General features: G+C 71.4%; 20 protein-coding genes, 1 tRNA gene and 1 pseudogene. 6 read left to right on the plus strand and 16 right to left on the minus strand.

Going from position 1 to position 24876, the window contains the following annotated elements:
* The first annotated feature begins 342 nt into the window (after positions 1-342).
* Positions 343-558: a hypothetical protein gene (locus GLX30_RS05760; protein WP_159684338.1), complete on the plus strand. Its 216-nt coding sequence runs from the start codon at positions 343-345 to the stop codon at positions 556-558.
* 335 nt (positions 559-893) lie between these two features.
* Here GLX30_RS05760 and GLX30_RS05765 read toward each other — a convergent pair whose 3' ends face one another.
* Positions 894-1322, minus strand: coding sequence for a DUF2809 domain-containing protein (locus GLX30_RS05765; protein ID WP_159684341.1), 429 nt, complete (start codon positions 1320-1322; stop codon positions 894-896).
* 95 nt (positions 1323-1417) lie between these two features.
* Positions 1418-1504: transfer RNA gene (locus GLX30_RS05770), tRNA-Leu, on the minus strand.
* A 210-nt stretch (positions 1505-1714) separates the two neighbouring features.
* Between GLX30_RS05770 and GLX30_RS05775 the strand changes: the two genes are divergently transcribed.
* Complete coding sequence (locus GLX30_RS05775; protein WP_159694886.1) at positions 1715-2995, plus strand: DUF2254 domain-containing protein; 1281 nt, start codon at positions 1715-1717, stop codon at positions 2993-2995.
* A 183-nt stretch (positions 2996-3178) separates the two neighbouring features.
* Here the strand turns inward: GLX30_RS05775 and GLX30_RS05780 are convergent, their stop codons facing one another.
* The 5 genes from GLX30_RS05780 to sucC all read right to left on the minus strand — a co-directional run bounded on the left by GLX30_RS05780 (position 3179) and on the right by sucC (position 8671).
* Positions 3179-3889 (minus strand): class F sortase, encoded by a 711-nt coding sequence (locus GLX30_RS05780; RefSeq protein WP_159684343.1) that lies wholly within the window; start codon positions 3887-3889, stop codon positions 3179-3181.
* 105 nt (positions 3890-3994) lie between these two features.
* A complete protein-coding gene (locus tag GLX30_RS05785; protein WP_159684347.1) occupies positions 3995-4474 on the minus strand; it encodes a sortase in 480 nt (159 codons plus the stop codon).
* Positions 4475-4780: 306 nt separating this feature from the next.
* Positions 4781-6322 (minus strand): aldehyde dehydrogenase family protein, encoded by a 1542-nt coding sequence (locus GLX30_RS05790; protein ID WP_159684350.1) that lies wholly within the window; start codon positions 6320-6322, stop codon positions 4781-4783.
* 164 nt (positions 6323-6486) lie between these two features.
* Entirely contained in the window at positions 6487-7377 is an 891-nt protein-coding gene (sucD, locus tag GLX30_RS05795; RefSeq protein WP_159684352.1) for a succinate--CoA ligase subunit alpha, read from the minus strand.
* A 166-nt stretch (positions 7378-7543) separates the two neighbouring features.
* Entirely contained in the window at positions 7544-8671 is a 1128-nt protein-coding gene (gene sucC / locus GLX30_RS05800) for an ADP-forming succinate--CoA ligase subunit beta (protein WP_159684354.1), read from the minus strand.
* Positions 8672-8866: 195 nt separating this feature from the next.
* On the opposite strand from sucC, the gene GLX30_RS05805 reads away from it, so the two are divergent.
* From GLX30_RS05805 to GLX30_RS05820, 4 genes are all read left to right on the plus strand, one after another.
* Entirely contained in the window at positions 8867-10552 is a 1686-nt protein-coding gene (locus tag GLX30_RS05805) for a thiamine pyrophosphate-binding protein (protein ID WP_159684356.1), read from the plus strand.
* 30 nt (positions 10553-10582) lie between these two features.
* Positions 10583-11812 carry a formyl-CoA transferase gene (gene frc / locus GLX30_RS05810; protein ID WP_159694887.1) on the plus strand — a complete coding sequence of 410 codons (1230 nt, stop codon included), beginning with the start codon at positions 10583-10585 and terminating at the stop codon, positions 11810-11812.
* Positions 11812-13962, plus strand: coding sequence for an acetate--CoA ligase family protein (locus GLX30_RS05815; RefSeq protein WP_159684358.1), 2151 nt, complete (start codon positions 11812-11814; stop codon positions 13960-13962). The genes frc and GLX30_RS05815 overlap by 1 nt, the downstream gene beginning before the upstream one ends.
* A gap of 118 nt (positions 13963-14080) precedes the next feature.
* On the plus strand, positions 14081-15469 hold the full coding sequence (locus tag GLX30_RS05820) for an OFA family MFS transporter (RefSeq protein ID WP_159684361.1): 1389 nt from the start codon (positions 14081-14083) through the stop codon (positions 15467-15469).
* Positions 15470-15559: 90 nt separating this feature from the next.
* Here GLX30_RS05820 and GLX30_RS05825 read toward each other — a convergent pair whose 3' ends face one another.
* From GLX30_RS05825 to GLX30_RS05865, 9 genes and pseudogenes are all read right to left on the minus strand, one after another.
* On the minus strand, positions 15560-16195 hold the full coding sequence (locus tag GLX30_RS05825) for an HAD family acid phosphatase (RefSeq protein ID WP_159684363.1): 636 nt from the start codon (positions 16193-16195) through the stop codon (positions 15560-15562).
* A 194-nt stretch (positions 16196-16389) separates the two neighbouring features.
* Positions 16390-17553 (minus strand): sugar phosphate isomerase/epimerase family protein, encoded by a 1164-nt coding sequence (locus GLX30_RS05830; protein ID WP_159684365.1) that lies wholly within the window; start codon positions 17551-17553, stop codon positions 16390-16392.
* A 49-nt stretch (positions 17554-17602) separates the two neighbouring features.
* Positions 17603-18987: pseudogene (locus GLX30_RS05835) on the minus strand (nucleotide pyrophosphatase/phosphodiesterase family protein).
* On the minus strand, positions 18984-20153 hold the full coding sequence (eboE, locus tag GLX30_RS05840; protein WP_159684368.1) for a metabolite traffic protein EboE: 1170 nt from the start codon (positions 20151-20153) through the stop codon (positions 18984-18986). Before eboE ends, GLX30_RS05835 begins: the two are co-directional and overlap by 4 nt.
* Positions 20154-20165: 12 nt before the next feature.
* Positions 20166-21014 carry a TatD family hydrolase gene (locus GLX30_RS05845; protein ID WP_159684369.1) on the minus strand — a complete coding sequence of 283 codons (849 nt, stop codon included), beginning with the start codon at positions 21012-21014 and terminating at the stop codon, positions 20166-20168.
* The gene (locus tag GLX30_RS05850) at positions 21014-21661 is read right to left on the minus strand and encodes an EboA domain-containing protein (protein WP_159684371.1); all 648 of its coding nucleotides are present in this window, start codon (positions 21659-21661) and stop codon (positions 21014-21016) included. The genes GLX30_RS05845 and GLX30_RS05850 overlap by 1 nt, the downstream gene beginning before the upstream one ends.
* Positions 21658-22482 carry a sugar phosphate isomerase/epimerase family protein gene (locus GLX30_RS05855; RefSeq protein ID WP_159694888.1) on the minus strand — a complete coding sequence of 275 codons (825 nt, stop codon included), beginning with the start codon at positions 22480-22482 and terminating at the stop codon, positions 21658-21660. Before GLX30_RS05855 ends, GLX30_RS05850 begins: the two co-directional genes overlap by 4 nt.
* Before the next feature lie 202 nt (positions 22483-22684).
* Entirely contained in the window at positions 22685-23755 is a 1071-nt protein-coding gene (locus GLX30_RS05860; protein ID WP_159684374.1) for an SCO3242 family prenyltransferase, read from the minus strand.
* Positions 23752-24870 carry an inositol-3-phosphate synthase gene (locus GLX30_RS05865; RefSeq protein WP_159684375.1) on the minus strand — a complete coding sequence of 373 codons (1119 nt, stop codon included), beginning with the start codon at positions 24868-24870 and terminating at the stop codon, positions 23752-23754. Before GLX30_RS05865 ends, GLX30_RS05860 begins: the two co-directional genes overlap by 4 nt.
* Between the last annotated feature and the right edge of the window lie 6 nt (positions 24871-24876).

The following is a 24876-nucleotide window of genomic DNA, read 5'->3' on the forward strand; positions in this document are numbered from 1 at the left end:
CCGCCGCCACAACCCGGTGCTGCGGACGCCACTGCCCGGTCCGCAGAACGCCGGGAGGCGGCGAAGACCCCGCATGCCCGGGGTGACGAAGGCGCCGTTCGTCCCCCCGCGCCCGCGGAAAAGTGCATGCTTTTTGGCGTTGTCGTGAAGAAGTATTCACCCGTCAGAAACGGAACCTCAGTTGCCGGTTGGCGCGTCGGCGTGATCTCATCCTCGGTAACGGGAGACCTGAACGTGGATGCCTGTTCCGGGCGTAAGGCGACATCACGTCGACCCGTTTCCCTTTGACGCGCGTACGGTCGGCGTCATTTCAGGAATCCCCCGAACGGAAAGGGAGAGACAGTGCGTAACGGCTTCACCCCGATCGAGACCGCCGAGATTTCCGAGACCGAGCTGGACGGCATTGCCGGCGGAATCGCCGGCGCCCACGCCGGTGTCAACGGCTACGGTGCCGCTGTGAACGTCGGTGACGTCGTCGGCGCCGTCCAGACCGTCGCGTCCGTCGTGCCGGTCGCCGCGGCCACCGGTCTCGTCTCGGTGCAGACCACCGGCATCTGACACCACCGGCAACCGAGAAGGACCGCTTTCGCCCTTGTCGGTCATGAGCATTGCCCGAACGGGCCCCGGAATGTCCCAGTCCCGGGGCCCGTTCGCATCCCCTTTCGCGCTGCGACATGTATTCACGTTCCGTCACGCATTCCGTCGCGCATTCCGCCGCGCCTCACCGGGGTGCGGCAACTCTGGCACGGGCCGGCGGGCCGAATCCGCGATCACTCTTCGCCCGGAGCACCGGCGAAGCCGGCGGCGGCCGCATTCCTGCGTGGCCATATCGCAAAGAGGGCGCTCAGATGAGCCGAAAGCCGGGGCAGATATCCGGCATCGGCCTCCCCCACCTACCCGCGGGCGGAGGCGGAAGGACACGGCGGGCCGGGCCGGCGTGCGAACGAGGCGTGGGCAAGCCCTCCCACGACAGCTCCCACGGCGTACCAAAGAAGGTCCGGCGGGTTGAAGGTGGACCCCAGGACGAGCCGGGCGACGACACTCCGCCCGGACAACTCGGCGGGTGCGCCGGTGAGTTGCAGGAACTCGACCGCCCAGCTGAACGCCAGCGCGGCCCCGGCGGCCGCGAGGGGCCGCGACCGAGGCGCCACGAGCACCACGAGAGCAAGGATCAGGACGGTGTACAGCGCGTCCCCCGCGTACTTCGCGACACTCCCCGGCGCCATTGCCCTGATCCCGAGCCCCACCACGACCGCCACGATCGCGGCCGCGGCGGCGGCCGGCCGGGTGCACACCGGTCCGCCGCTTCCACGACGCATCATGCCGATCACAGTAGGGGCTCCCCTCCCGGGTCGTACCGGACTCCGCCACGCGCTCACGGAAAAGCAAAAGGACCCCAGACGAACTGGGGTCCTGCTGGTGTCCGAGGGGGACTTGAACCCCCACGCCCGATAAAGGGCACTAGCACCTCAAGCTAGCGCGTCTGCCATTCCGCCACCCGGACTCAGGTGATTCGCCCCGGTCTCCCGCGGCGACATGGACAACAATACCAGGGGTTCGCGGTGCCCCTCACCTGCATATTGCGTGGTCAGTGGGGTGCGAACGGCACCATGAGAGAGGCGCTACAGCGTGTATCCGTGCAGACGCGCTGCGTTTGGTTACCGTCGGCCGGGTGAGTCAACGTCGCACCTACCGTCCACCCCGCGCCCTGTCCATGCTGCGCGAGCATCTGCGCGAGACCTTCTGGTTCGCCCCCACCGTGTCGATGATCCTCGTCTTCGTCGTCTGGGCCCTCGCAGACGCCGTCGACACCCTGATCGTCGACACGTTGCGCGAAGAAGGGGATTTCCGGAGTCTTCGCGCGCTCATGGCGATCGCCGACGACGCCAAGGTCATCGTCACCACGATCGCGTCCGCGATGATGACCTTCATCGGTGTCGTCTTCAGCATCTCCCTCGTCGCCGTGCAGATGGCGGCCGGCAACTACAGCCCCCGCGTCGTGCGCATCTTCATCAGGAGCCGCATCAGCAAGCTCACCTTCTCGGTGTTCCTCTCCACGTTCCTGCTGTCGCTGCTCGTGCTGTCGGCGTTCGAGAGCGAACGCAACCCCCGGATGGTCACGTCCGTGCCGGTGGTGCAGAGCATCCTGACGCTGCTCATGGTCGCGTTGAGTCTGCTGCTGTTCATCGCCTACGTGACGCAGACGCTCCAGCTGATGAAGGTGGGGCCCGTGGTGGAGCGGGTGACCCGGGAGGCGTTCGGGGCGCTGGCGCGTGTGCCGATGTCCGCCGCGCCCGGGGAGCCGCTCGGGGAGGAGACCGTCCGCATCAGTCACCAGGGACGGTCGGGAGCCCTGCGGGACGTCGAAGTCGTCCGGCTCGTGCGCGTGGCCCGGCGCCATGACGTGGTGCTGCGGCTCATCCCCCGGGTCGGGGACTTCGTGGTGCCCGGGACGCCCGTCCTCACGGTCCACGGCGACGCGGACCGGCCACTGCCGTTCGCGGCCCGGCGTGTGCTGCAGTCCGCCGTGTCGGTCGGCGTGGAGCGCACCTTCCAGCGTGACCTGAGCTTCGGGCTGCGGCAATTGACCGACATCGGGCTGCGTGCCCTGTCGTCGTCGGTGAACGACCCGACCACTGCCGTGCAGTGCCTGGACCGGGTCGTGCAGTACCTCGCAGTGGTCGCCCACCGGCCGCTCGGCACGGTGTACCACCAGGACGGGACGGGACGGGTGCGGCTGGTCCAGCCGGTGTCCGGGTGGGAGGACCTCGTCGACCTCGGCTTCGCCGAGCTGCGGGGGTGCGCGGTGGGCCACCCTCAGGTCACGCGGCGCATGATGGCCGGGCTCGAGGACCTGCTCCAACTCGTACCTCCCGAACGGCGTGCGCCGCTCGAACGGCACCGGGACATGCTGGTGCGCGCCGTGCGGCAGTCGGTACGGGAACCGGCCGAAGGCGACTTCGCCCTCGAACCGGACCGTCAGGGCATCGGCTGACCGGCAGGCGGGGCCCAGGGCATCGGCCGACCGGCAGCGGAGTCCGGGGCATCGGCCGACCGGCAGCGGGGTCCGGCGTGCTTCGGCCGGCCATCGGCTGCGGACCGCCACGGACAGCCCGCCGGGGCGGGCCATCAGGCCATCCCGCGGGCGCACGGACCGGCGGGCAGGCCGGGCGGGTGGCTACTTCACGGCGCTGAGCGTCGCGTAGACGACGACGTTTCCCTCGTAGCCGCCTTTCGAGGACCGGTCGCCGCCGCACGTGATCACCCGCAGCTCGGGCCGGCCGGAATCGCCGTAGACCTTCTCGTCCGGGAAGTCGTTCTTGTCGTGGACCTCCACGGCGTCGACGGTGAAGACGGCTGTGCGCCGGTCCTTGCGCACGACGTCGATGGTGTCGCCCTTGCCGAGCGCCCCGAGCCGGTAGAAGACTCCCCGTCCGGCGGGGGTGTCCACATGTCCGGCGGTCACGGCCGTGCCGTTCTCGCCCGGGGTCGCACCGTCGCCGTACCAGCCGGCGAGGGTGGGCGCCGCGGCCGGCGGCGGCTGAAGCGCGCCCTTTTCGTTCAACTCCAGGCGGGTCAGAGGGGCGTTCACACCGATGGCCGGGATCAGCAGGCGGACGGGATCCGCAGGGGCGAGAGGCCCGACGGCCGGGGGCTGCGGCGCACGCTCCGGGGCGGGCCGCGCGGCCGGGGGCTGCGGCATCGCGCGCTCCGGGGCGGGCCGCGCCGCGGCGGAGGTCCGCTGTTGCGCCGGCGACGGCTGCGGTGGGCGGTCCTCGTGCAGGGCGCCGCCCACCAGCACGGCCCCGGCGATCCCGGCGCAGACGAGCAGCTTGCAGGAGGGGAGGTGGGCCGCGTCGGTGGTCCGTGTCGTCGGGGTGTCGTCCATCGGGGTGCGGGCCTTTGCTCGGCAGCGGGGCGGAGGGTGGGTGGGACCCGGCCGGCCCCCGGTCACCGTGACGGTGTCCGGGGGCCGGTGGGAAGTGAGGCGGCGTCAGGACCGGACGCCACCGGAGCCGCGGCGCGTCCTGACCACCCCGCCGGCGACCGCTCCGGCGAGGAGCAGCCCGCCGAGTGCGAGCTGGACGCTGTTGCCGGTGGTGTCACCGAAGCCCGCATCGACCCCTCCGCTGGGGCGGTCGCCGATCCGGTGGGTACCGGTGACCTTGGTACGCGGAGGGCACTTCAGGGTCACCGTGTCGGTTCCCGGAGCGGCGTCGTCGGGCAGCTTGAACTCGCCCACCAGGACGCCTTTCCGGTCTCCCTCGAGGAGGTGGAACTGTCCACCCGCCTCCGACTCCCCCTTGCCGTAGGTCTCCTTGCCGCAGGCGGTGGTGGTGACCGTGACCGTGCTTCCCGGGGCGTTACGCGGGCTGATCTCGATGTCGCCGCCCTCTGCCGCGGCGACCGGCGCGGAGAGTGCGAGGGTGCCGACGATCACGGCGACCTTGAGACCGGTACGGGCGATGCGCATGTCTTCCTCCAGCGGAGCAGTGTCCGGCCCTCTGCGCGGCTCCTCTGCTGTGCTCCGTGTACGAGGCAACCCACAGTCGGTGATCATCGCAATGCGAGGTCCCCGCGCGAGGTCACCCGGTAGGGCGCAGGATCCGGCCTCCCTTCCGGCACTGCCGCAGGTCGCCGCAGGTCGCTGCGCCGGATACGCCGAATCGAATGTGACGACGTGAAAGGTGCGAACGGGCTAAGGGCACGCACCGGCCCGGGCGCGTCGTGCTGCCGCCCGGGACGTGTGCCCTTCCGGCGAAGGCGTTCAGACGCCCCGTCAGGCGTTGAGCTGGTAGTCGGGGAAGTTGCCCGGCAGCCGCTCCCCCGCCGGGCCTTCCGTCACGGCCCGCACCAGCAGCTCGCCGCCGACGAACGCGCCGCGCCAGGAGGCGCCGAATCCGCCGAACAGCTCGTCGCGGTCACCGCGCGAACGGGGCTTGTTGTGGCCGGTCTTGAAGGCGCGGATCTGCGGGGCGAGGCGCCGGAAGGTCGCCGGATCGTCCGTGGAGAGGGTGGCCACGAGCGCGCCGCCCGAGGCGTTCATCGCAGCCAGCAGTTCCGCCTCCGTGTCGACGAGGACGATGGTGTCGACGGGGCCGAAGGGTTCCGCGTGGTGCAGCGGGGAGGACGGGGGCGGGCCCAGCAGGGTGACGGGCGGCAGGTAGGCGGAGGTGTCCTGGCCGGGGAGGAAGCGGCCGTCGGCGAGCGTCCCCCGGTGGAGGGGTACGGCTCCGCGGTCGACGGCCTCGGCGACCTGGTCGGCCAGCTCCTTGGCCTTGGCCGCGTTGATGAGCGGTCCGAAGTCGAGGGCGGGCAGCGGGTCGTCGGGGTGTTCGACGGCGAGGGGATGGCCGGTGCGGATCGAGCGTACGGCGGGCAGGTAGGCGGCGAGGAAGTCGGCGAAGGACTCGCGCTGGACGACGAACCGGGGGTAGGCGGTGCAGCGCTGCTTGCCGTAGTCGAAGAGTTTCGGGATGACGGCGGTGAGGGCGGAGAAGTCGGTGTAGTTCCAGACGCCCCAGGTGTTGAGGCCCTCCTGCTCCAGGATGTGGCGCTTGCCGAGATCGGCCACGGCGGTGGCGATGCGGGCGCCGGTGTCGCGTCCTCCGACGAAGGAGACGCAGCCGATCTCCGGGGAGCGGACCAGGGCCTCTGAGAGCTCCCCGCCGCTGCCGCTGACCAGGGTCAGGGGCACGCCTTCGCGGGCGGCGAGCGCGCAGGCGAGGGTGAGGCAGGCGACGCCGCCGTCGGTCGGGGCCTTGGCGATCACCGCGTTCCCGGCCAGCGCCTGGACGAGCATGGCGTGGACGAGGACGGACATGGGGTAGTTCCAGCTGGCGATGTTGGAGACCGGGCCGGCGAGGGGTGAGCGGCCGTCCAGCATGGGTTCGACGCCCTCGACGTACCAGCGGACCCCGTCGATGGCGCGGTCGACGTCGGCCTGGGCGAGCCGCCAGGGCTTGCCGATCTCCCAGACGAGGAGGAGGGCGAGCAGTTCGCGGTGCTCGGCGAGGGCGTCGAGGGTGGCGGCGACCCGGGCGCGGCGTTCCGGCAGTGGGATGTGGCGCCAGGCGCGGTGCTGGTCGAGCGAGGCGCGTACGGCGTGTCGGGCGGCGGTCGTGTCCAGCCGGGGCGGGCCGGCTACGGGGCTCTGGTCGACGGGGCTGGTGGCGGGGAGGGCGCGGCCGTCCGCGTGCCACTGCGCGGCCCAGAGGTTGAGGACACGGTCGTCCCGGAACGCTTCGGGGGCGACGGCGATGCAGCGCTGCCAGGCGTCGGCCCAGGCCGTGCCCGGCTTGAGGGTGAGGATGGGTGCCATGAAGGGACTCCGCTCGGACGTGTCGTACGGGGCGGGAGGACGTTCGGCGACAGGGAGGGGCGGCCGGCTCGCACACGCCGGCCGCCCCGGGTACCCCGGTCGGCGGATGGGTTACCCGCAAGTAACCCGCTTACTCACAACTGGCCGTGAATGAGGGTGAGCCCTCAGCCCCCGGACACCGCGAGCCGCTCGCGCACCAGGCGTGACGTCTCGGTCGGTGTGGAGCCGACCCGTACGCCGGCCGTTTCGAGGGCCTGCTTCTTGGCCTCGGCGGTCCCGCTGGAGCCCGACACGATCGCTCCGGCGTGCCCCATGGTCCTGCCCTCGGGGGCGGTGAAGCCGGCGATGTAACCGACGACGGGCTTGGTGACGTGTTCGGTGATGTACGCGGCCGCGCGCTCCTCCGCATCACCGCCGATCTCGCCGATCAGCACGATGAGTTCGGTGTCGGGGTCCTGCTCGAAGGCGGCGAGGCAGTCGATGTGGGTGGTGCCGACCACCGGGTCGCCGCCGATGCCGACCGCCGAGGAGAAGCCGATGTCGCGGAGCTCGTACATGAGTTGGTAGGTGAGTGTGCCGGACTTGGAGACGAGGCCGATACGGCCTGGCTCGGGGGCGATGTCCGCGGGGATGATGCCGGCGTTCGATTGGCCGGGGCTGATGAGGCCGGGGCAGTTGGGCCCTATGATCCGGGTGCCGCGTTCGGCGGCGTACCCCTGGAAGGCGACGGCGTCATGGACGGGGACGCCCTCGGTGATGACGACCGCGAGCCCGATGCCGGCGTCGGCGGCCTCCATGACGGCGGCCTTGGCGAACGGGGGCGGCACGAAGACCACGGCGACGTCAGCGCCGGTGGCCGCCATCGCCTCTCCGACGCCCCCGAAGACGGGGACGGCACGCTCGTCGAAGTCGACGACCTGGCCCGCCTTGCGCGGGTTGACCCCCGCGACCACGTCGGTGCCCGACGCCAGCATCCGGCGGGTGTGCTTCATGCCCTCGGCGCCGGTCATGCCCTGAACGAGGACCTTGCTCTCCTTGGTGAGGAAGACTGCCATGGTTCCCGGTCCTTTCTGATGCAGGTCGGTCGGCCTCCGGGGCGCCCCGGTCGGCGTCGGCGGTCGATCGTGCTCGACTGCTCTCCCCCAGCTACCGCTGGGAGGTGCCCCCACTCGCAGCCTCCGCCCGTTCTCCCTTCGACGCCGCCGCGCCCCGTCGGCTCGATCAGATGGCGAGGTCGGCGGCCCGGCGGGCGGCGCCGTCCATGGTGGTGGACTGGTGGACGAGGGGGTGGGCGCGTTCCTCGAGGATGGCCCGGCCCCGGGCCGCGTTGTTGCCGTCGAGCCGCACGACGAGTGGTTTGGTCAGGCGTACGGAGTCGAGGGCCCGCACAATGCCTTCGGCGACGGCGTCGCAGGCCGTGATGCCGCCGAAGACGTTCACGAGCACGCTGTCGACGTCCCGGTCGGAGAGGATGACGGAAAGCCCGTCGGCCATCACCGCGGCGGAGGCTCCGCCGCCGATGTCGAGGAAGTTCGCCGGCCTGGCGCCGCATCCGGCGACGACGTCGAGGGTGGACATGACCAGGCCGGCGCCGTTGCCGATGACGCCGACGGTGCCGTCGAGCTTGACGTAGTTGAGGCCCTTGGCGGCGGCCACCGCCTCCAACGGGTCCTCGTGCAGGGTGGCGTCGTCGTTGCCCCAGCGGGCCTGCCGGAAGCGGGCGTTGTCGTCGAGAGTGACCTTGCCGTCGAGGGCGAGGATGTCGCCGACCGTGGTGCGGACGAGCGGGTTGACCTCGACCAGGAGGGCGTCCTCGCGGACCAGGACCTGCCACAGGTCCTGGAGTACGGGCGCGGTCTCCTGCGGCAGCCCTGCCGCCGCGGCGATCTCGGCGGCCTTGGCGGCGGTGACGCCCTCTGCGGGGGCGACGGGGATGCGGGCGACCGCTTCCGGCCGGGTGGCGGCGACCTCCTCGATGTCCATGCCTCCCTCTGCGGACGCGATGGCGAGGAAGGCGCCGGCGGCGCGGTCGAGGACGTAGGAGACGTAGAACTCGGCCTCGATGTCGACCGGCTGGGCGAGCATCACCGTGCGCACGGTGTGGCCCTTGATGTCCATGCCGAGGATCTGGCGGGCGGTCACCTCCGCGGCCGTGGCGTCGGCGGCGAGCTTCACCCCGCCGGCCTTGCCCCTGCCTCCGGTCTTCACCTGGGCCTTGACCACGACGCGGCCGCCGAGCCGCTCCGCGGCCGCGCGGGCCTGCGCGGCGGTCCGTGCGGTCTCTGCTTCCGGTACGGGGATGCCGTACTCCCCGAAGAGTTCCCTTGCTTGGTGCTCGTACAGATCCATGCCGGGCTCCCAGTGCTTCGTCCGAAACGAATGAAAGTGCCGCACGCCCCCTGGACACCACCCACCGGATGCGGGATAACAAGCTTCATACAGTATTCGTCGACTGTATGCAATCTACCGCGAAGTACACCGGGCGGCGCACCGGCGTCCCCTGACCAGCACACCGACTCCCCTACGAAGGGACAGGACTTCGCCATGCCCGACGACAACAGCCAGCAACTCATCTCGGGTGGACACCTGGTGGCCAAGGCGCTCAAGGCCGAGGGCGTGGAGGTCATCTACACCCTCTGCGGCGGCCACATCATCGACATCTACGACGGCTGCGTGGACGAAGGCATCGAAGTCGTCGACGTACGCCACGAACAGGTCGCCGCCCACGCCGCCGACGGCTACGCCCGCATCACCGGCAAGCCGGGATGCGCGGTCGTCACCGCAGGGCCGGGCACCACGGACGCCGTCACCGGCGTCGCCAACGCCTTCCGCGCCGAATCACCCATGCTGCTGATCGGCGGTCAGGGCGCCCACACACAGCACAAGATGGGCTCCCTGCAGGACCTCCCGCACGTCGACATGATGACGCCGATCACCAAGTTCGCCGCCACCGTGCCGGACACGGCGCGCGCGGCCGACATGGTCTCGATGGCGTTCCGCGAGTGCTACCACGGCGCGCCCGGCCCTTCCTTCCTGGAGATCCCGCGCGACGTGCTCGACGCCAAGGTCCCCGTCGAGAAGGCGCGCGTCCCGAAGGCCGGCCACTACCGGGCCTCGACGCGCAGTGCCGGCGATCCGGAGGCCGTGGAGAAACTCGCCGACCTGCTGGTCCAAGCCGAGAAGCCGGCGATCCTGCTCGGCAGCCAGGTGTGGACCACCCGCGGCACCGACTCCGCCGTCGAGCTGGTGCGCACCCTGAACATGCCCGCGTACATGAACGGCGCCGGGCGCGGCACACTGCCACCCGGCGACCCGCACCACTTCCAGCTCTCGCGCCGCTACGCCTTCTCGAACGCCGACGTCATCGTCATCGTCGGCACCCCGTTCGACTTCCGGATGGGGTACGGCAAGCGGCTGTCACCGGACGCCACGGTGGTGCAGATCGACCTGGACTACCGGACGGTGGGCAAGAACCGGGACATCGACCTCGGGATCGTCGGTGACGCCGGCCTGATTCTGGCGTCCGTCGCACAAGCGGTGTCCGGCCGCCTCAACGGCGGCGCCGTCAAGCGCAAGGCGTGGCTCGAGGAGCTGCGTGCCGCGGAGCAGGCCGCGCTCGGCAAGCGTCTGCCGCAGCTGCGTTCCGACGCCTCACCCATCCATCCGTACCGCCTGGTCAGCGAGATCAACGACTTCCTCACCGAGGACTCGGTGTACATCGGCGACGGCGGCGACATCGTCACCTTCTCCGGGCAGGTCGTCCAGCCCAAGTCCCCCGGTCACTGGATGGACCCGGGACCGCTCGGCACCCTCGGCGTCGGCGTCCCCTTCGTCCTGGCCGCCAAGCAGGCCCGCCCCGACAAGGAGGTGGTGGCCCTGTTCGGTGACGGCGCGTTCTCGCTGACCGGCTGGGACTTCGAGACGCTGGTCCGCTACAACCTCCCCTTCGTCGGGATCGTCGGAAACAACTCCTCCATGAACCAGATCCGTTACGGCCAGGCGCAGAAGTACGGCCAGGAGCGCGAGCGGGTCGGCAACACCCTCGGCGACGTCCGCTACGACGAGTTCGCCCGGATGCTGGGCGGCTACGGCGAGGAGGTCCGCGACCCCGCCGGCATCGCGCCCGCGCTGCGCCGCGCCCGCGAGTCCGGGCTGCCGTCGCTGATCAACGTGTGGGTGGACCCCGACGCGTACGCCCCCGGAACCATGAACCAGACCATGTACAAGTGAGGAGCGCCGGCCATGACCCAGACCACGACCATGACCAAGGCTCTTGAGGGCGTCCGCGTCCTCGACATGACGCACGTCCAGTCCGGGCCCTCCGCCACTCAGCTGCTCGGCTGGCTCGGCGCGGACGTGGTGAAGCTGGAGGCTCCGAGCGGCGACATCACGCGTAAGCAGCTGCGTGACATACCGGACGTCGACTCCCTCTACTTCACGATGCTCAACTGCAACAAGCGCAGCATCACCCTCAACACCAAGTCGGAGCGCGGCAAGGAGATCCTCACCGAGCTGATCCGCCGCAGCGACGTCATGGTGGAGAACTTCGGCCCCGGCGCCGTGGACCGGATGGGCTTCACCTGGGAACGGATCCAGGAAATCAACCCCCGGATCGTGTACGCCTCCATCAAGGGGTTCGGCGAGGGCCCGTACACCGACTTCAAGGCGTACGAAGTGGTGGCCCAGGCCATGGGCGGGTCCATGTCGACCACCGGCTTCGAGGACGGGCCGCCGCTGGCGACGGGCGCCCAGATCGGTGACTCGGGCACGGGCATCCACGCCGTCGCCGGGATACTCGCCGCGCTGTTCCAGCGCGAGAGCACCGGGCGCGGCCAGCGGGTCAACGTGGCGATGCAGCACGCCGTGCTCAACCTGTGCCGGGTGAAGCTGCGTGACCAGCAGCGGCTCGCGCACGGCCCGCTCGCCGAATACCCCAACGAGGACTTCGGCGACGAGGTGCCCCGCTCCGGGAACGCCTCCGGCGGGGGCCAGCCGGGCTGGGCGGTCAAGTGCTCGCCGGGCGGACCCAACGACTACGTGTACGTCATCGTGCAGCCGGTCGGCTGGCGGCCGCTCTCGGAGCTCATCGGCCGGCCCGAGCTGGCGGACGACCCCGAGTGGGCGACCCCGGAGGCGCGGCTGCCGAAGCTGGGCAAGATGTTCCAGCTGATCGAGGAGTGGTCCGCCACGCTCCCCAAGTGGGAAGTGCTGGAGAAGCTCAACGCCCACAACATCCCGTGCGGGCCGATTCTTTCGACGCGGGAGATCATCGAGGACCCGTCGCTGGCGGCGAACGAGATGGTCGTCGAGGTCCAGCACCCCGAGCGCGGCACCTTCACCACCGTGGGCAGCCCGCTGAAGTTGTCCGACTCGCCTGTGGACGTGGTCACCTCCCCGCTGCTCGGTCAGCACAACGCAGAGGTGTACGTCGGCGAGCTGGGCCTCGGCGACGAGGAGCTCAGCCTGCTCAAGTCGAACGGAGTCATCTAGTGGCGGAGCACGCGGAGCGGCAGGCGGCGGTACGGGCGATCCTGGCGGGCGCGCTCGCCGAGGGCCGCACGGCACTGACGGCCCCGGAGGGCAAGGCGGTCACCGACGCGTACGGGATCCCGACCCCGGCCGAGGGGCTCGCGGAGACGGCGGACGAGGCAGTGGCGCTGGCGGACCGGATCGGCTTCCCGGTCGCCATGAAGATCGTCTCCCCCGGCATCCTGCACAAGACGGACGCGGGCGGCGTGCAGGTCGGGCTGAAGTCCTGCGCCGAGGTGCGCGGGGCGTTCACCGCCATCGTGTCCAACGCGAAGGCGTACGCCCCCGAGGCACGCATCCTCGGCGTACAGGTGCAGCAGATGGTGCCGGCCGGGACCGAGGTGCTGGTCGGCACGGTCACCGACCCGACGTTCGGGAAGGTGGTGGCGTTCGGCCTCGGCGGTGTACTCGTCGAGGTGCTGAAGGACGTCACCTTCCGGCTGGCGCCCGCGTCGAGGGACGACGCACTGTCGATGATGGACGGCATCCGCGCCGCGGAGATCCTGCGCGGGGTGCGCGGCGGTGCGGCCGTGGACCGGGAGGCGCTCGCCGACGTGGTGGTCCGCGTCTCCGAACTCGCCGCCGACTTCCCCGAGATCGCTGAGGTCGACCTCAACCCGGTGTTCGCCTCCGCGGACGGGGCCATGGCCGCCGACGTACGGATCCTGATCGGCACCGAGGTCCCGGCCGAGCGCCGCAAGTACTCCCGCGAGGAGATGCTCACCTCGATGCGGCGGCTGATGCAGCCCCGGTCCGTCACGGTGATCGGCGCCTCCAACGAGCAGGGCAAGATCGGCAATTCGGTCATGCGGAACCTGATCGACGGAGGTTTCCCGGGCGAGATCCACCCGGTGAACCCCAAGGCCGATGACATACTCGGCCGTAAGGCGTACAAGAGCGTGATGGACGTTCCGGGCGAGCCCGATGTGGCGGTCTTCGCGATCCCCGCGAAGTTCGTGGCGTCCGCTCTCGAGGAGGTCGGCCGCAAGGGCATCCCCAACGCGGTTCTGATCCCTTCCGGTTTCGCGGAGACCGGCGAGCACGAGCTCCAGGCGGAGATAGTGGCGATCGCCGAGCGGTACGGCGTGCGTCTGCTGGGGCCGAACATCTACGGCTACTACTCCACCTGGCAGGACCTGTGCGCCACGTTCTGCACGCCGTACGACGTCAAGGGCGGTGTGGCGCTCACCTCGCAGTCGGGCGGCATCGGCATGGCGATCCTCGGCTTCGCCCGGACCACCCGCACGGGTGTCTCGGCGATCGTCGGTCTCGGCAACAAGTCGGACCTGGACGAGGACGACCTGCTCACCTGGTTCGGTGAGGACCCCAACACCACGTGCATCGCGATGCACCTGGAGGACCTCAAGGACGGCCGGGCGTTCGTGGAGGCCGCACGCCGGACGGTGCGGAGGAAGCCGGTCGTGGTCCTCAAGGCGGGCCGTACGGCGGCGGGCGCGAAGGCGGCAGGCTCGCACACGGGCGCGCTGGCCGGCGACGACGCCGTCTACGAAGACGTGCTGCGGCAGGCGGGGGTGATCCGGGCGCCGGGGCTCAACGAGATGCTGGAGTACGCGCGGGCGCTGCCCGTCCTCCCCGTGCCGCAGGGCGACAACATCGTGATCATCACGGGGGCCGGCGGCTCGGGGGTGCTGCTGTCGGACGCGATCGTCGACAACGGGCTGTCCCTGATGGAGATCCCGCCTGATCTGGACGCCTCCTTCAAGGCCTTCATCCCGCCGTTCGGCGCTGCCGGGAACCCGATCGACATCACCGGCGGCGAACCGCCCTCGACGTACGAGGCGACGATCCGGCTGGGTCTGGAGGATCCCCGGATCCACGCGCTGGTGCTGGGCTACTGGCACACGATCGTCACCCCTCCGATGGTGTTCGCGGAGCTCACCGCGCGCGTGGTGGAGGAGTTCAGGGCGCGCGGGATCGAGAAGCCGGTGGTGGCGTCGCTCGCCGGGGACGTCGAGGTGGAGGAGGCGTGCCAGTACCTCTTCGAGCGCGGTGTCGTCGCCTACCCGTACACGACGGAGAAGCCGGTCGCGGCGCTCGGCGCGAAGTACGCCTGGGCCCGGGCCGCGGGCCTGTCGGGGGGCGGTCGATGACCTGAGCGACGGCTCGAACCACGGGGTCTGCGGTGACCGCTCGCCGCGGACCCCGGTGCGAAGAGAAACGGACAGGGGGCGCTGGCCAGACTTCTTCGACGCGAGGGGTTCGATCACCATGACGACAACCGACATCTCCACATCCGTCCCCTTCAGGGAGGTGACGGACGCCAACGGGCGCATGTACCGGATCGGCGAGACCGATATCGACATCATGGGCCGCAAGCGCAAGTGGATGGTCATCCTGCCGTGGGTGGGCATGATGGGCATCAGCTCGGCGGAGTACGCGTTCGCGTCCGCCGAGGACACGCTGCACACCGCGCACAGCTGGAGCAGTTCGCACATCTTCTGGATGCTCGGCGTGTGGGTCTTCTTCCAGGCCGCGGTGGCCTTCCCGGCCGGCAAGCTGCGCGAGAGCGGCAAACTGCCGGCCCGGTGGGCGATGATGCTGGGCGCGGTGGGCACCCTGCTGGGCTATCTCTCGCTGGCGTTCGCACCCCATGTCGTGGTCGCCTACATCGGCTTCGGCATGTTCAGCGGCATGGGCGCCGGCATGGTCTACGCGACCTGCGTCAACATGGTCGGCAAGTGGTATCCGGAGCGCAAGGGCGGCAAGACCGGCTTCGTCAACGGCGGATTCGCCTACGGCTCGGTGCCGTTCGTCTTCATCTTCACCGGCTACATGGACCTGACGAACTTCCGCTGGGTCCTTGTCTCCGTCGGTGTGTTCCTGGCCGCGACGGTCGCCGTCGCGGGCTACTTCTTCCAGGACCCGCCGAAGAACTGGTGGCCTGCGGAGGTCGACCCGCTGCGCAAGCCCGACGACCCGCGGACGCGCCGGGCGCTGGAGAAGAACCCGCCGGCGGTGAAGCAGTACACGCCGAGGGAGGCGTGGCAGACCGGCCGGGTGGCGCTGATGTGGTTCTGTCTGCTGTGCACGTCCGGTGTGAACATCTTCGGTATCGCCTTCCAGGTGCCGTTCGGTGACGAGGCCGGTTTCGCGGGCGGCATCGTGGCGACGGCGATGTCCCTCAAGGCGATCGTGAACGGCACCGGGCGCGGCGTGATCGGCTGGCTCTCGGACCGTTACGGCCGCAAGCAGTGCCTGATCTTCGTCTGCATCGTGCTCGGCCTGTCGCAGTACGGCATCCTGTGGTCGGGCAACATCCACAACCTGCCGCTGTTCCTGCTGTTCTCCAGCATCTCGGGCTTCGGCGGCGGCGCCATCTTCCCGATGTTCGCGGCGATGACGGCGGACTACTTCGGCGAGAACAACAACGCCTCCAACTACGGCCTCGTCTACAGCTCGAAGCTGGTGTCGGGCCTGCTGGGTTCCGGCATGGGCGCCGTGGTCGTGGGCGCCTGGGACTACGCGGGAGCGTTCGTCCTGGCCGGTTCCATCTCGCTGTTCGCGGGCTTCGTGGCGATATTCCTTCATCCGCCGGGGCGGCCGCGCAAGGGCCGGATCGCGGCCAATCCGCAGCCGATCAGCCGGGACATGGGCTGAGCGGACCATGGTGGGACCGTGCGGCCGCGGCGGCCGGGAGACCGGTCACCGCGGCCGTCCGGCCGTCGTACGAGGTGTCTGCCCGAGGACCTACGACAACTGGCCGTCGTAGTCGGGGAGCTTGAAGGTCCGCTCCGCGTGCCCGCCGACGAGGTCGGTGGTGTTGTTGCCGATGTTGGCGATGATCGTGTAGCCCTTGGCCTCGATCTCCGCGCGCTTCTCCGTCTTGTAGGCGCTGACCTCGTGGAACAGGTCGGGCAGGTCACGGACGTAGAGCCCGTCGACCGGGTAGCCGGTCTTCTTCAGGTTCCAGTCGGTGAGGGAGTGGATGATGCCGGGGCGGGCGGTCACGAAGAAGACGGCGACGCCACGGGAGTCGGCGTAGCGGGCGAGCTCACGCATCTCCAGGATGGCGGGGGTGGGCAGCTTCCAGAACGGATGGAAGTGCGTCTCCAGCGAGGTGTTGTCGATGTCGAGGACGATGGCCTGCTTCTCGCCGGCCGGGTCGGCGGTGCGGTCCTCGATGTAGGGGCGGGCCTGGGCGACGACCGCGGCCACGTCACGCCGCCAGGTGTCGTAGTCGACGCTCTGGGCCTGTACCTCTGCCGGAGCGGGTGCGGCGGCGGTCGTGGCGGCCTGCGCGGTCGCGGCGGGGACGGCGACGGTGAAGATCAGCGCGACGGCGCCGGCGGCGGCGCCGGCTGTGCGGGTGCTGCGTGCATGCATGGGGGGTCTCCTGGTTTCGGGCAGCTCGAGGAGTGCCGTCCCGCTCTGACAGGGCGGAACGGTTTGACATGCTCGCGCTTAATGATGGCCGGGAGACGACATTCTCACTACTGGTCGGTAGCGTCTTTCTGCGGCGGTTCCGGACGTGACCGTTCCGCCGACGCCGGGCGCGCCGGCGGAACGATGACGTGCCGTCAGTGCCTGGCGCGCAGAGCCGCGAGGTTGTCGTAGCTCTTCCGGGCCACCTCGAGGGACTGCCCCGGAACCGTGGAGCTGGGAGCGCCGTCGTGCTCGATCATCGGGTTGTGGTAGTTCTTCGCCCCCACCCGCCTGAAGAACCTGCGGTAGTCGATGTCGCCCTCGCCGAACGTCACCATGTCGTAGCCCTGGCCGTTCTGGGCGTTGACCGTGCCGTCCTTGGCATGGAACAGCGGGTAGCGCACGTTGTGGCGGACCACCAGACCGGCCGGGTCGAAGACGTGCTCCACCGTGGAGCCGTCGTGCGCGGTGTACGTGTGGAACTTGTACTGCGCCACGTGCGCCCAGTAGATGTCCATCTCCAGCCAGACGTCGCGCGGGTCGGTCACCTCCAGGAAGTACTCGAGCTTGCGGATGCCTGAACTGCGGGTCGGCCGGCCCTGGGCGTCCAGCGGACCGCCGTCGAGCAGAAATCCGTACGCCGAGTCGTGGTTGTGGGTGTAGAGCTTGATGCCCTCGCGGCGGGCGATGGCGCCCAGCGCGTTCCACTTCTCCGCGGCGACGTCCCAGTCGGCACGGTAGGAACTGCCGGTGGGGTCGCCGCCGGTGCCCATGTGGCGCATGCCGAGGATGTTGGCGATCTCCAGATGGCGCTTGAAGGTGTCGAGGTCGGACGGGGTCAGCGGCCAGGAGCCGGGGATGAAGCCGTGGTTGCCCTGCGCCGTCAGCCCGTACTCGTCCAGCCAGGACCGCATGAGCTTCGCGCCCGCGACGGTCTCCAGGTCGGCGCCGCCCGGGGCGTTCGCGTGCTGACGGTAGCCGGCGAACTCGACCTGCTTGTAGCCGTAGCGGGACAGCTGCTTGAAGACCTCGCGGAAGCCCGAGGGCAGATCCGTGGCCAGCGGGTCGCGACCGGTCGCGTCACGGACGGTGTAGAGGATGATGCCGCGCTTGTGGGGCGGGACCAGAGCGGAACGGCCGTGGTCCACTGCTCTGTCGTCCGCCGTGTCCATGGCCAGGGCCGGCGAGGCTCCGAAGACGGGGGCGGCGATCGCCGCGGCTGCGGCGGCGGTGCAGGTGCTGAGGAAGCGGCGGCGGCTGACGCCGAGCGAGCGGCGCAGGCTGTCGCCGGTGACGGAATCGTCGTTGAACGCGGTCACGAGGATCTCTCTTTCCTTCACGGGGGTGCGGACGCGTGCGGTCGCCGCCTCAGTCGAGGCCGGCGAGCCGCAGCAGCAGGGACTTCACATCGGTGGCCGCGACGCGGCCGGTGACGGCGCGGGGGGTGGAGCACAGGAGGAGCGGACCTTCTTCGTCGCTCGCGGGGAGGCGGCCGTGGCTGCCGCGGATCGGTGACGGGTCGAGCGGCACGACCGCGAGGCGGTAGCGCATGCCGAGCTTCTTGCGGGCCACGGCCTTGGCGGCCTTGAGCCGTACGTACGGGTCGTGCGGGTCCATGAACAGCTCGACGGGGTCGTAGCCCGGCTTGCGGTGGATCTCGACGAGCTGCGCGAAGTCGGGGGCCCGGTCGTCGTCGAGCCAGTAGTAGTACGTGAACCACGCGTCGGGTTCGGCGACCGCGACCAGCTCGCCGGAGCGAGGGTGGTCGAGCCCGTGGGCCTTCTTGCCCTCGTCGTCGAGGAGTTCACCGATGCCCGGCAGCCCGTCCAGCGCCTCACGGACGGCGTCGAGGTCCTCAGGGCGGCGCACGTAGACGTGCGCGAGTTGGTGGTCGGCGACGGCGAACGCCCGCGAGGTCATCGGGTCGAGGTACTCCATGCCGTCCTGGGTGTGCACCTCCAGCAGACCGGCCCGGCGCAGCGCGCGGTTGATGTCGACGGGGCGGCTGACCCGGGTGATGCCGTACTCCGACAGGGCGACCACCGTGCGGCCCTCGCGCTCGGCGTCGTCGAGCAGCGGGCCGATGACGGTGTCGAGGTCGGCGGCGGCCCGCAGGGAGCGGGGGTCGTCGGGGCCGTAGCGCTGGAGGTCGTAGTCCAGGTGCGGCAGGTAGCACAGGGTCAGGTCGGGCCGGCGGGTGCGCATGATGTGGCGGGTCGCGTCGGCGATCCACCGGCTGGAGACGATGTCGGCGCCCGGCCCCAGAAGTGGAAGAGGGGGAACGTGCCGAATTGCTCGGTGAGTTCGTCGTGGAGGGCCGGCGGGCGGGTGTAGCAGTCCGGTTCCTTGCGGCCGTCGGCGTAGTAGACGGGCCGGGGGGTGACGGTGATGTCGGTGTCGGCGCCCATCGCGTACCACCAGCAGATGTTGGCGACCGTGTAGCCGGGGTGGGCGCGGCGGGCCACGTCCCAGATCTTGTCTCCCGCCACCAGCCCGTTGTGCTGGCGCCACAGCAGGACGTCGCCGAGTTCGCGGAAGTACCAGCCGTTGGCGACGATGCCGTGCTCGGACGGGAGGACACCGGTCAGGAACGTCGACTGGGCCGCGCAGGTGACGGCCGGCAGCACAGTGGTCAGATGGGCCTGCGAACCGGCGGCGGCGAGCGCCTTGAGGCGGGGCATGTGGTCCAGCAGCCGGGGGGTGAGGCCGACCACGTCGAGGACCAGCAGCGGGGTGGGGCGCGTGTCGCTCATGGCAGTTCCTTGAGGCCGAGGTCGGTCAGCAGGTCGCGGGCCAGGGTGAGTTCGGCGGCGATGCCGTCGGCGAGCTGACCGCGGGTGCGGGGCCTCAGCTCCGGCGGGAGGGCCTGCCAGGTGTACGTCTCGACCTCGAGGTGGCGGGTCCGCGGCTCCGGGCCGCCCACGAGCCGGGTCAAGGTGTCCTGGAGGACGGGCAGCGTCGAGGTGAGCGGCTCGGCGGGTGGCGCGTGCAGGGGGACGTGGAAGTGCGCCCGCCAGGGCCCGCCGTCCGGGAGCGCGCCACCGGCGACGGCCTGGTCCAGATCGTCCGTCCCGCGCAGTCCGGCGGCGGTGAGGGTCCGGGTCTGGTGCAGGAAGCGGGGTTCCGCGAAGGCGGCGAGCGCCTCGCGCACCTCCGGCAGGTGCGGGTTCTCCGCGTGCAGCGCGGCGGACAGCTGCGCCTTCGGAACGGTGACGCCCGCCGCGGCGAGGGCGGCGAGGGCGGCTTCCGGGTCCTCGAAGGAGGTGGCGAGATGGCAGGTGTCGACGCAGACGCCGATCCGGTCGCCCGGGACGGCGGTGAGCGGTCCGATCGCGTCGGCGGTGGTCTCCACGGTGCAGCCGGGTTCCGGTTCCAGGGCGATCCGGACGGACTTGCCGGTCAGCTCCTCGAGGGCGTCGAGCCGCTCGGCGAGGGTGGTCAGCGCGGTGCGGGCGGTGGCGGCGGCCTCGTCGTCGAAGCCGGTGCGCCAGGCGAGCGGGAGGGTGGAGATCGTGCCCTCGGTGACGTCGTCGGGCAGCAGCGCCGCGAGGAGGCGGGCGAGGTCGGTGGTGTGGGTCAGGCGTTCGGGATCGGTCCAGTCCGGTGTGTAGACGCGGTACTTGACCTCCTCCGCGCCGAAGCCCTCGTAGGGGAATCCGTTGAGTGTGACGACCTCGAGGCCGCGCCGCTCCAGTTCGGCGCGCAGTCCCCGCAGTGCCGCCGGATCGGTGACCAGTGCACGGGCGGCGTCCTTGGCGAGCCACAGGCCGATGCCGAGCCGGTCGCGGCCGAGGCGCTTGCGCACCGGTTCGCAGTGGTCACGCAGTTGCGCGAGGACACCTTCCAGCGTCTCCGCGGGGTGGACGTTGGTGCAGTAGGAGAGGTGGACGGTCGAGCCGTCGGGGTGACGGAAGCGCATCCTCGGCTCCCCTCATTCCCCGCCGCGGAGGATGGAGTTGCCCTCGTGCAGGCCCTCCGGCTCCGGGATGTCGAGCTGGAGGCGGCCGCTGAGCCCGTAGAAGGCCACCGGGTTGCGCCACAGGACCTGGTCGACGTCGTCCTCGGTGAAGCCGGCCGCGAGCATGGCGTCGCCGACCTTGCGGGTCTTCAGCGGGTCGCTCCTGCCCCAGTCGGCGGCGGAGTTGACGAGCACCTTCTCCGTCCCGTGGTCCCGCAGGATCGTGACCATGCGGTCCTCGTCCATCTTGGTGTCCGGGTAGATGGAGAACCCGAGCCAGCAGCCGCTGTCGGCGGCATGCTTCACGGTCGTCTCGTTGAGGTGGTCGAGGAGGACCCGCTCGGTGGGCAGGTTCGACTCGCGGATCACGTCGACGGTGCGGTGCAGGCCGGCGAGCTTGTCGCGATGCGGGGTGTGGACCAGGGCAGGCAGGCCGTGGTCGGCGGCCATCTGGAGCTGGGCGGCGAGCGCCGTGTCCTCGGCGGGGGTCATCGAGTCGTAGCCGATCTCGCCGACGGCGACGACCGAGTCCTTGACGAGATAGCGCGGCAGCGCGTCGAGGACGGGCGTGCAGCGGGGGTCGTTGGCCTCCTTGGGGTTGAGCGCGATGGTGCAGTGGTGGGCCATGCCGTACTGGGCGGCGCGGAACGGCTCCCAGCCGAGAAGTGCGTCGAAGTAGTCGAAGAAGCTGGCCGGTGAGGTGCGGGGCTGGCCCAGCCAGAACGACGGCTCGACGAGGGCGCGCACACCGGCGGCGTACATCGCCTCGTAGTCGTCGGTGGTGCGGGACGTCATGTGGATGTGGGGGTCGAAGATGCGCATCACAGCTCCTGGGGCCGCTGGGGCTTCTCGCCGGTCAGGGTCAGCACGCGGTCGAGGTCGTGGGGGATGTCGCGGCCGGCCGCGGTGCGCTCGGCGGCGTAGTCGGTGAGCATGCGGGCGAGTTCACCGTCACCGCGGGCCCGCCGTTCGAGGTCCGCGACGTCGTCGAGGGGCACCTGGGTGAACAGGCACTTGAGCACGGCGTGCCGCCAGGCGTGCGGGTCGAGATGGGCGGCGGCATAGGGACCGACGGCGGCCGAGACGAGCCGGGTGTCGTTGGTGCGCAGGGCGTCGTCGAGCAGGTGCACGGCGTGCGGTCCTTCGACGAGGGACGGCAACGCCCGGAGCACGGCGCGGCGTTCGGCGGCACTGCCCTGCCGGTAGAGCCGGGTCAGGGTGTCGAGGCCGGCACGCGCCTGTGTCAGCAGCAGGATCCGGACGGCGTCCGCGTTGTCCTGCCCGCAGTGGCGACCCGCGGCGGCGAACCGCAGTTCCCAGCTGTGCGCGGTGTACGGGGAAGGCGGTGCCGGCGGCGCCTGGGCGGCTTGGGCGGCCTCGGCCAGTGCTTCGCCGAGCCAGGCGCGGGCCATGTCGTCGGCCAGCAGGGCCTCGACTTCCCTACGGGTCCAGGGCGCGGTCTGCGTCATGATGCCGGTGCTCCCTTCGCGACTGCGGTACGGAGGAACTCGATGGACCGGCGGGCCAGTTCGGGGCCGGCATGGGAGTGGCGGGGCAGCTCGACGACGGTCAGGCCCTGGTAGCCGGTGGCCGCGAGGGCCTCGAGCACGGGCGGGAAGTCGATCTCGCCGTCGCCGAAGGGCAGGTGCTCGTGGACGCCGCGCCGCATGTCCTCGATCTGGACGTGCCGCAGCCAGGGACCGGCCGCGCGGACGCAGTCCGCGGGCGGCTCGGGTTCCAGGCACTGGCAGTGGCCGATGTCCAGGGTGAGGCCGAGGGGCGAGGGGTTGCCGAGCGAGGTACGCAGCTGGTGGAAGCCGGCGAGGTTCTCCAGGAGGTGGCCGGGCTCCGGTTCGATCGCGACGGGGACGCCGGCGAAGGCCGCGGCGTCGAGCACGGGCAGGATCGCCTCCTCCAGCCGCTTCCACGCGGTGTCCGCGTCGGTGCCGGGCGGGGTGATGCCGCTGAAGCAGTGCACGGCGTGCGCGCCGAGGTCCGCGGCCACCTTGACGGCGGTGACCAGCAGCCGGGTCCGGGCGGCGCGCGCTTCGGGGTCGGGGTCGAGGAGGGACGGGCCGTGCTTGCGGCGCGGGTCGAGGACGTATCGGGCGCCCGTCTCGACCGTGGCGGTGAGGCCGAGTTCGCCGAGTCTGCGGGCGACGTGGCCGGTGCGCGCGGCGAGTCCGGGGGCGAGGGGGTCGAGGTGCATGTGGTCGAGGGTGAGTCCGACGCCGTCGTAGCCGAGGTCCGAGAGCAGCCCGAGGGCGTCGTCGAGACGGAGGTCCGTCAGGCCGTTGGTGCCGAAGCCGAAGCGGAGCCGGCCGCCGGTCGCGTCGGCGTCGGGGGCCGGGCCGGCTCCCGGGCGGGAGCGGGCGCCGGGGCCACCGTTGTCCGCGCCCGGTCGGTCGTCGGGACATGGGCGGGTGCCAAGGCCGGTACGGGGGCCGGGCCGGTACCGGCGGCCGGTTGTGTTCCCGGGCGGGGGGCGGGGCTCATGTCGGGCTCACCTTCCGTGCGAGCTTGCGGGCGAGCGGTACGAGCCCCATCACCGCGAGCCCGGTGAGGCCCGCCCCGGACCGGGCCGCGAGGGCGGCCTGGAGCGGGATCATGGCGCGGATGCCGCCGCCGACGGCGCGCTGGGTCAGCGGCGGTGACGGGTTGAGCGCGGCGTGGAGGTAGGGGACGGCGGCGGTACGGGCGTACGCGGCGGCGAGCACCAGGGCGGCGGCCGGCGCCGCCGTCCCGCGAGGCCGCGCCGCGAAGGCGGCGACGGCACCGGTCGCCGCCAGCGCGGCGAGCGGGGCACGGGTCGAGCCGCCCTGCGTCTCGTTGCGGGACACGGTGGTGACGCCGTACGTGTGCGCGGCCAGCACGGCGGCGGCGGGCGCTGCGGCGCGGACGCCCCCTCCCCCTCGCCCTGCCGGGAACGCAGGACGGGACGGGGCGGGCGCCGGCCCCTGCCCGCGCGCGGCCGCCCCCTGTGCCGGGCGCGCGGCGGGCGCTGGTCCGCCGGCAGCCGCGGCGGCGTTCGTGGCGGCCCACCGGGCCCCTCGTACCGTCGGGTCCGGCCGTGCGGCCGCGGTGCCGCCGCCCGCCGCCGTGCGGCTGCCCGCCGCGGACAACGTTGCCGCCGCGCCCATCAGCAGGTCCAGGCCGCGGGCCGCCGCCATCGCCGCCGGGCCGGCCTTCGTGTGCTTGAGGTGGAGGTCGTACGCCCAGACCGTCGCCGAGAGTGCCGTCGCCACGGCGAGGGCGGGGCGGCCGGCGCGGGCGGCGAGGCCGAGGCCGGCCGCCGTCAGTGCTCCGGCCGCGCCCAGTGCGGCTCGAGGAGAGATCCGTCCGGACGGGATCGGGCGGTGGGGCCGGTCGATCGCGTCCTCGTCGCGGTCGGACCAGTCGTTGAGCGCCATGCCCGCCTCGTACAGGCAGAGCGAGGCCCCCACGGCCAGCGCCGTGCCCCGGTTGGGACGCCCTCCGGCCGACGCCGCTCCCGCGAGGGCGTCACCGGGCACGGTGAACAGGGCGGACACCCGCAGCAGTTCGGCCCAGTCGCGCGGCTTCACGCGGCCTCCCGCAGACGGTCCGCGAAGCCGAGGAGGGCGGCGAACTGCTCGGAGAGGCCCGACGGTCCGCCGTCCGGGTCCTTGAAGTAGAAGCCGAGTTCGGGCAGCGGCCCGGACAGGCCCGCCTCATGGGCCCGGGCCAGCAGCCGGGCCAGGTCCAGGACCAGCGGTGCGGCCAGCGCCGAGTCGCAGCCCTGCCAGATGGTCTGGAGGATCATCCGCGAACCGAGGAAGCCGTCGAAGGCGATGTGGTCCCACGCGGTCTTCCAGTCGCCGAGCGCGGGCACGTCGTCGATGTGGACCTCGCCCTGCGGTGTGTGCCCGAGGGTGTCGGCGAGGACGCGTTCCTTGCCGGCGTTCTTCGCCGCCGCGGCGGCGGGGTCGGCCAGTGCCGCCCCGTCCCCGCCGCCGAGCAGGTTGGTGCCCGACCAGGCCCGTACGTCCAGGGCCCGCTGCACGAACATCGGGGCGAGCACCGCCCGCAGCAGCGTCTGGCCGGTCTTGCCGTCGCGGCCGGCGTGGGGAAGTCCACTGGCCGCGACGGCGTCGGTGAGGGCGTCGGTGCGCAGTCCGGTGGAGGGGGTGAAGTTGACGTAGGGGCATCCGGCCCGCACGGCGGCGGCCGCGTAGAGGGAGCTCGGCGGCAGCCGCAGTGCGCCCGGTTCGGGCAGCGGCTCGGTGGAGGAGACGCCTACGACCACGACACGGGCGAGCGCGTTGCGTGCGCGGAAGTCCTCGATGTCGGCGGCGAACGCGGTGACGAGTTCCTCGTCGCCGCGGGTGTCGCCTGCGCCCGGTCCGCCGGGCCGTATCCCGGCGTCGGCGGCGGCCAGGTCGGCACGCACCGCGGAGGCGAGCCCGTGCGGCAGGACGCCCGCTTCGGTGAGGTGTTCCGCGCGCTTGGGCAGCGGGCAGTGGGCGGTGTCGTGTCCGCCGAAGACGAGGGAGGACAGGGGCGGCAGCCCGGCCCCGGCGAAGGCCGGGGTCTCTGTGACCATGCCGGTCGGCGGGTGCAGGCCGGCCGTGACCGCCGCACATCCCGCGACGGCTGTGGTGGCCACTGAGCCGCGTGCTCCGACGAACCAGACTCCGGTGCGTGCATTCCCGTCTGTCACGGGCTG

Source organism: Streptomyces sp. Tu 2975, from assembly GCF_009832925.1.
In the GTDB taxonomy this organism is placed as follows: Bacteria; Actinomycetota; Actinomycetes; order Streptomycetales; family Streptomycetaceae; genus Streptomyces.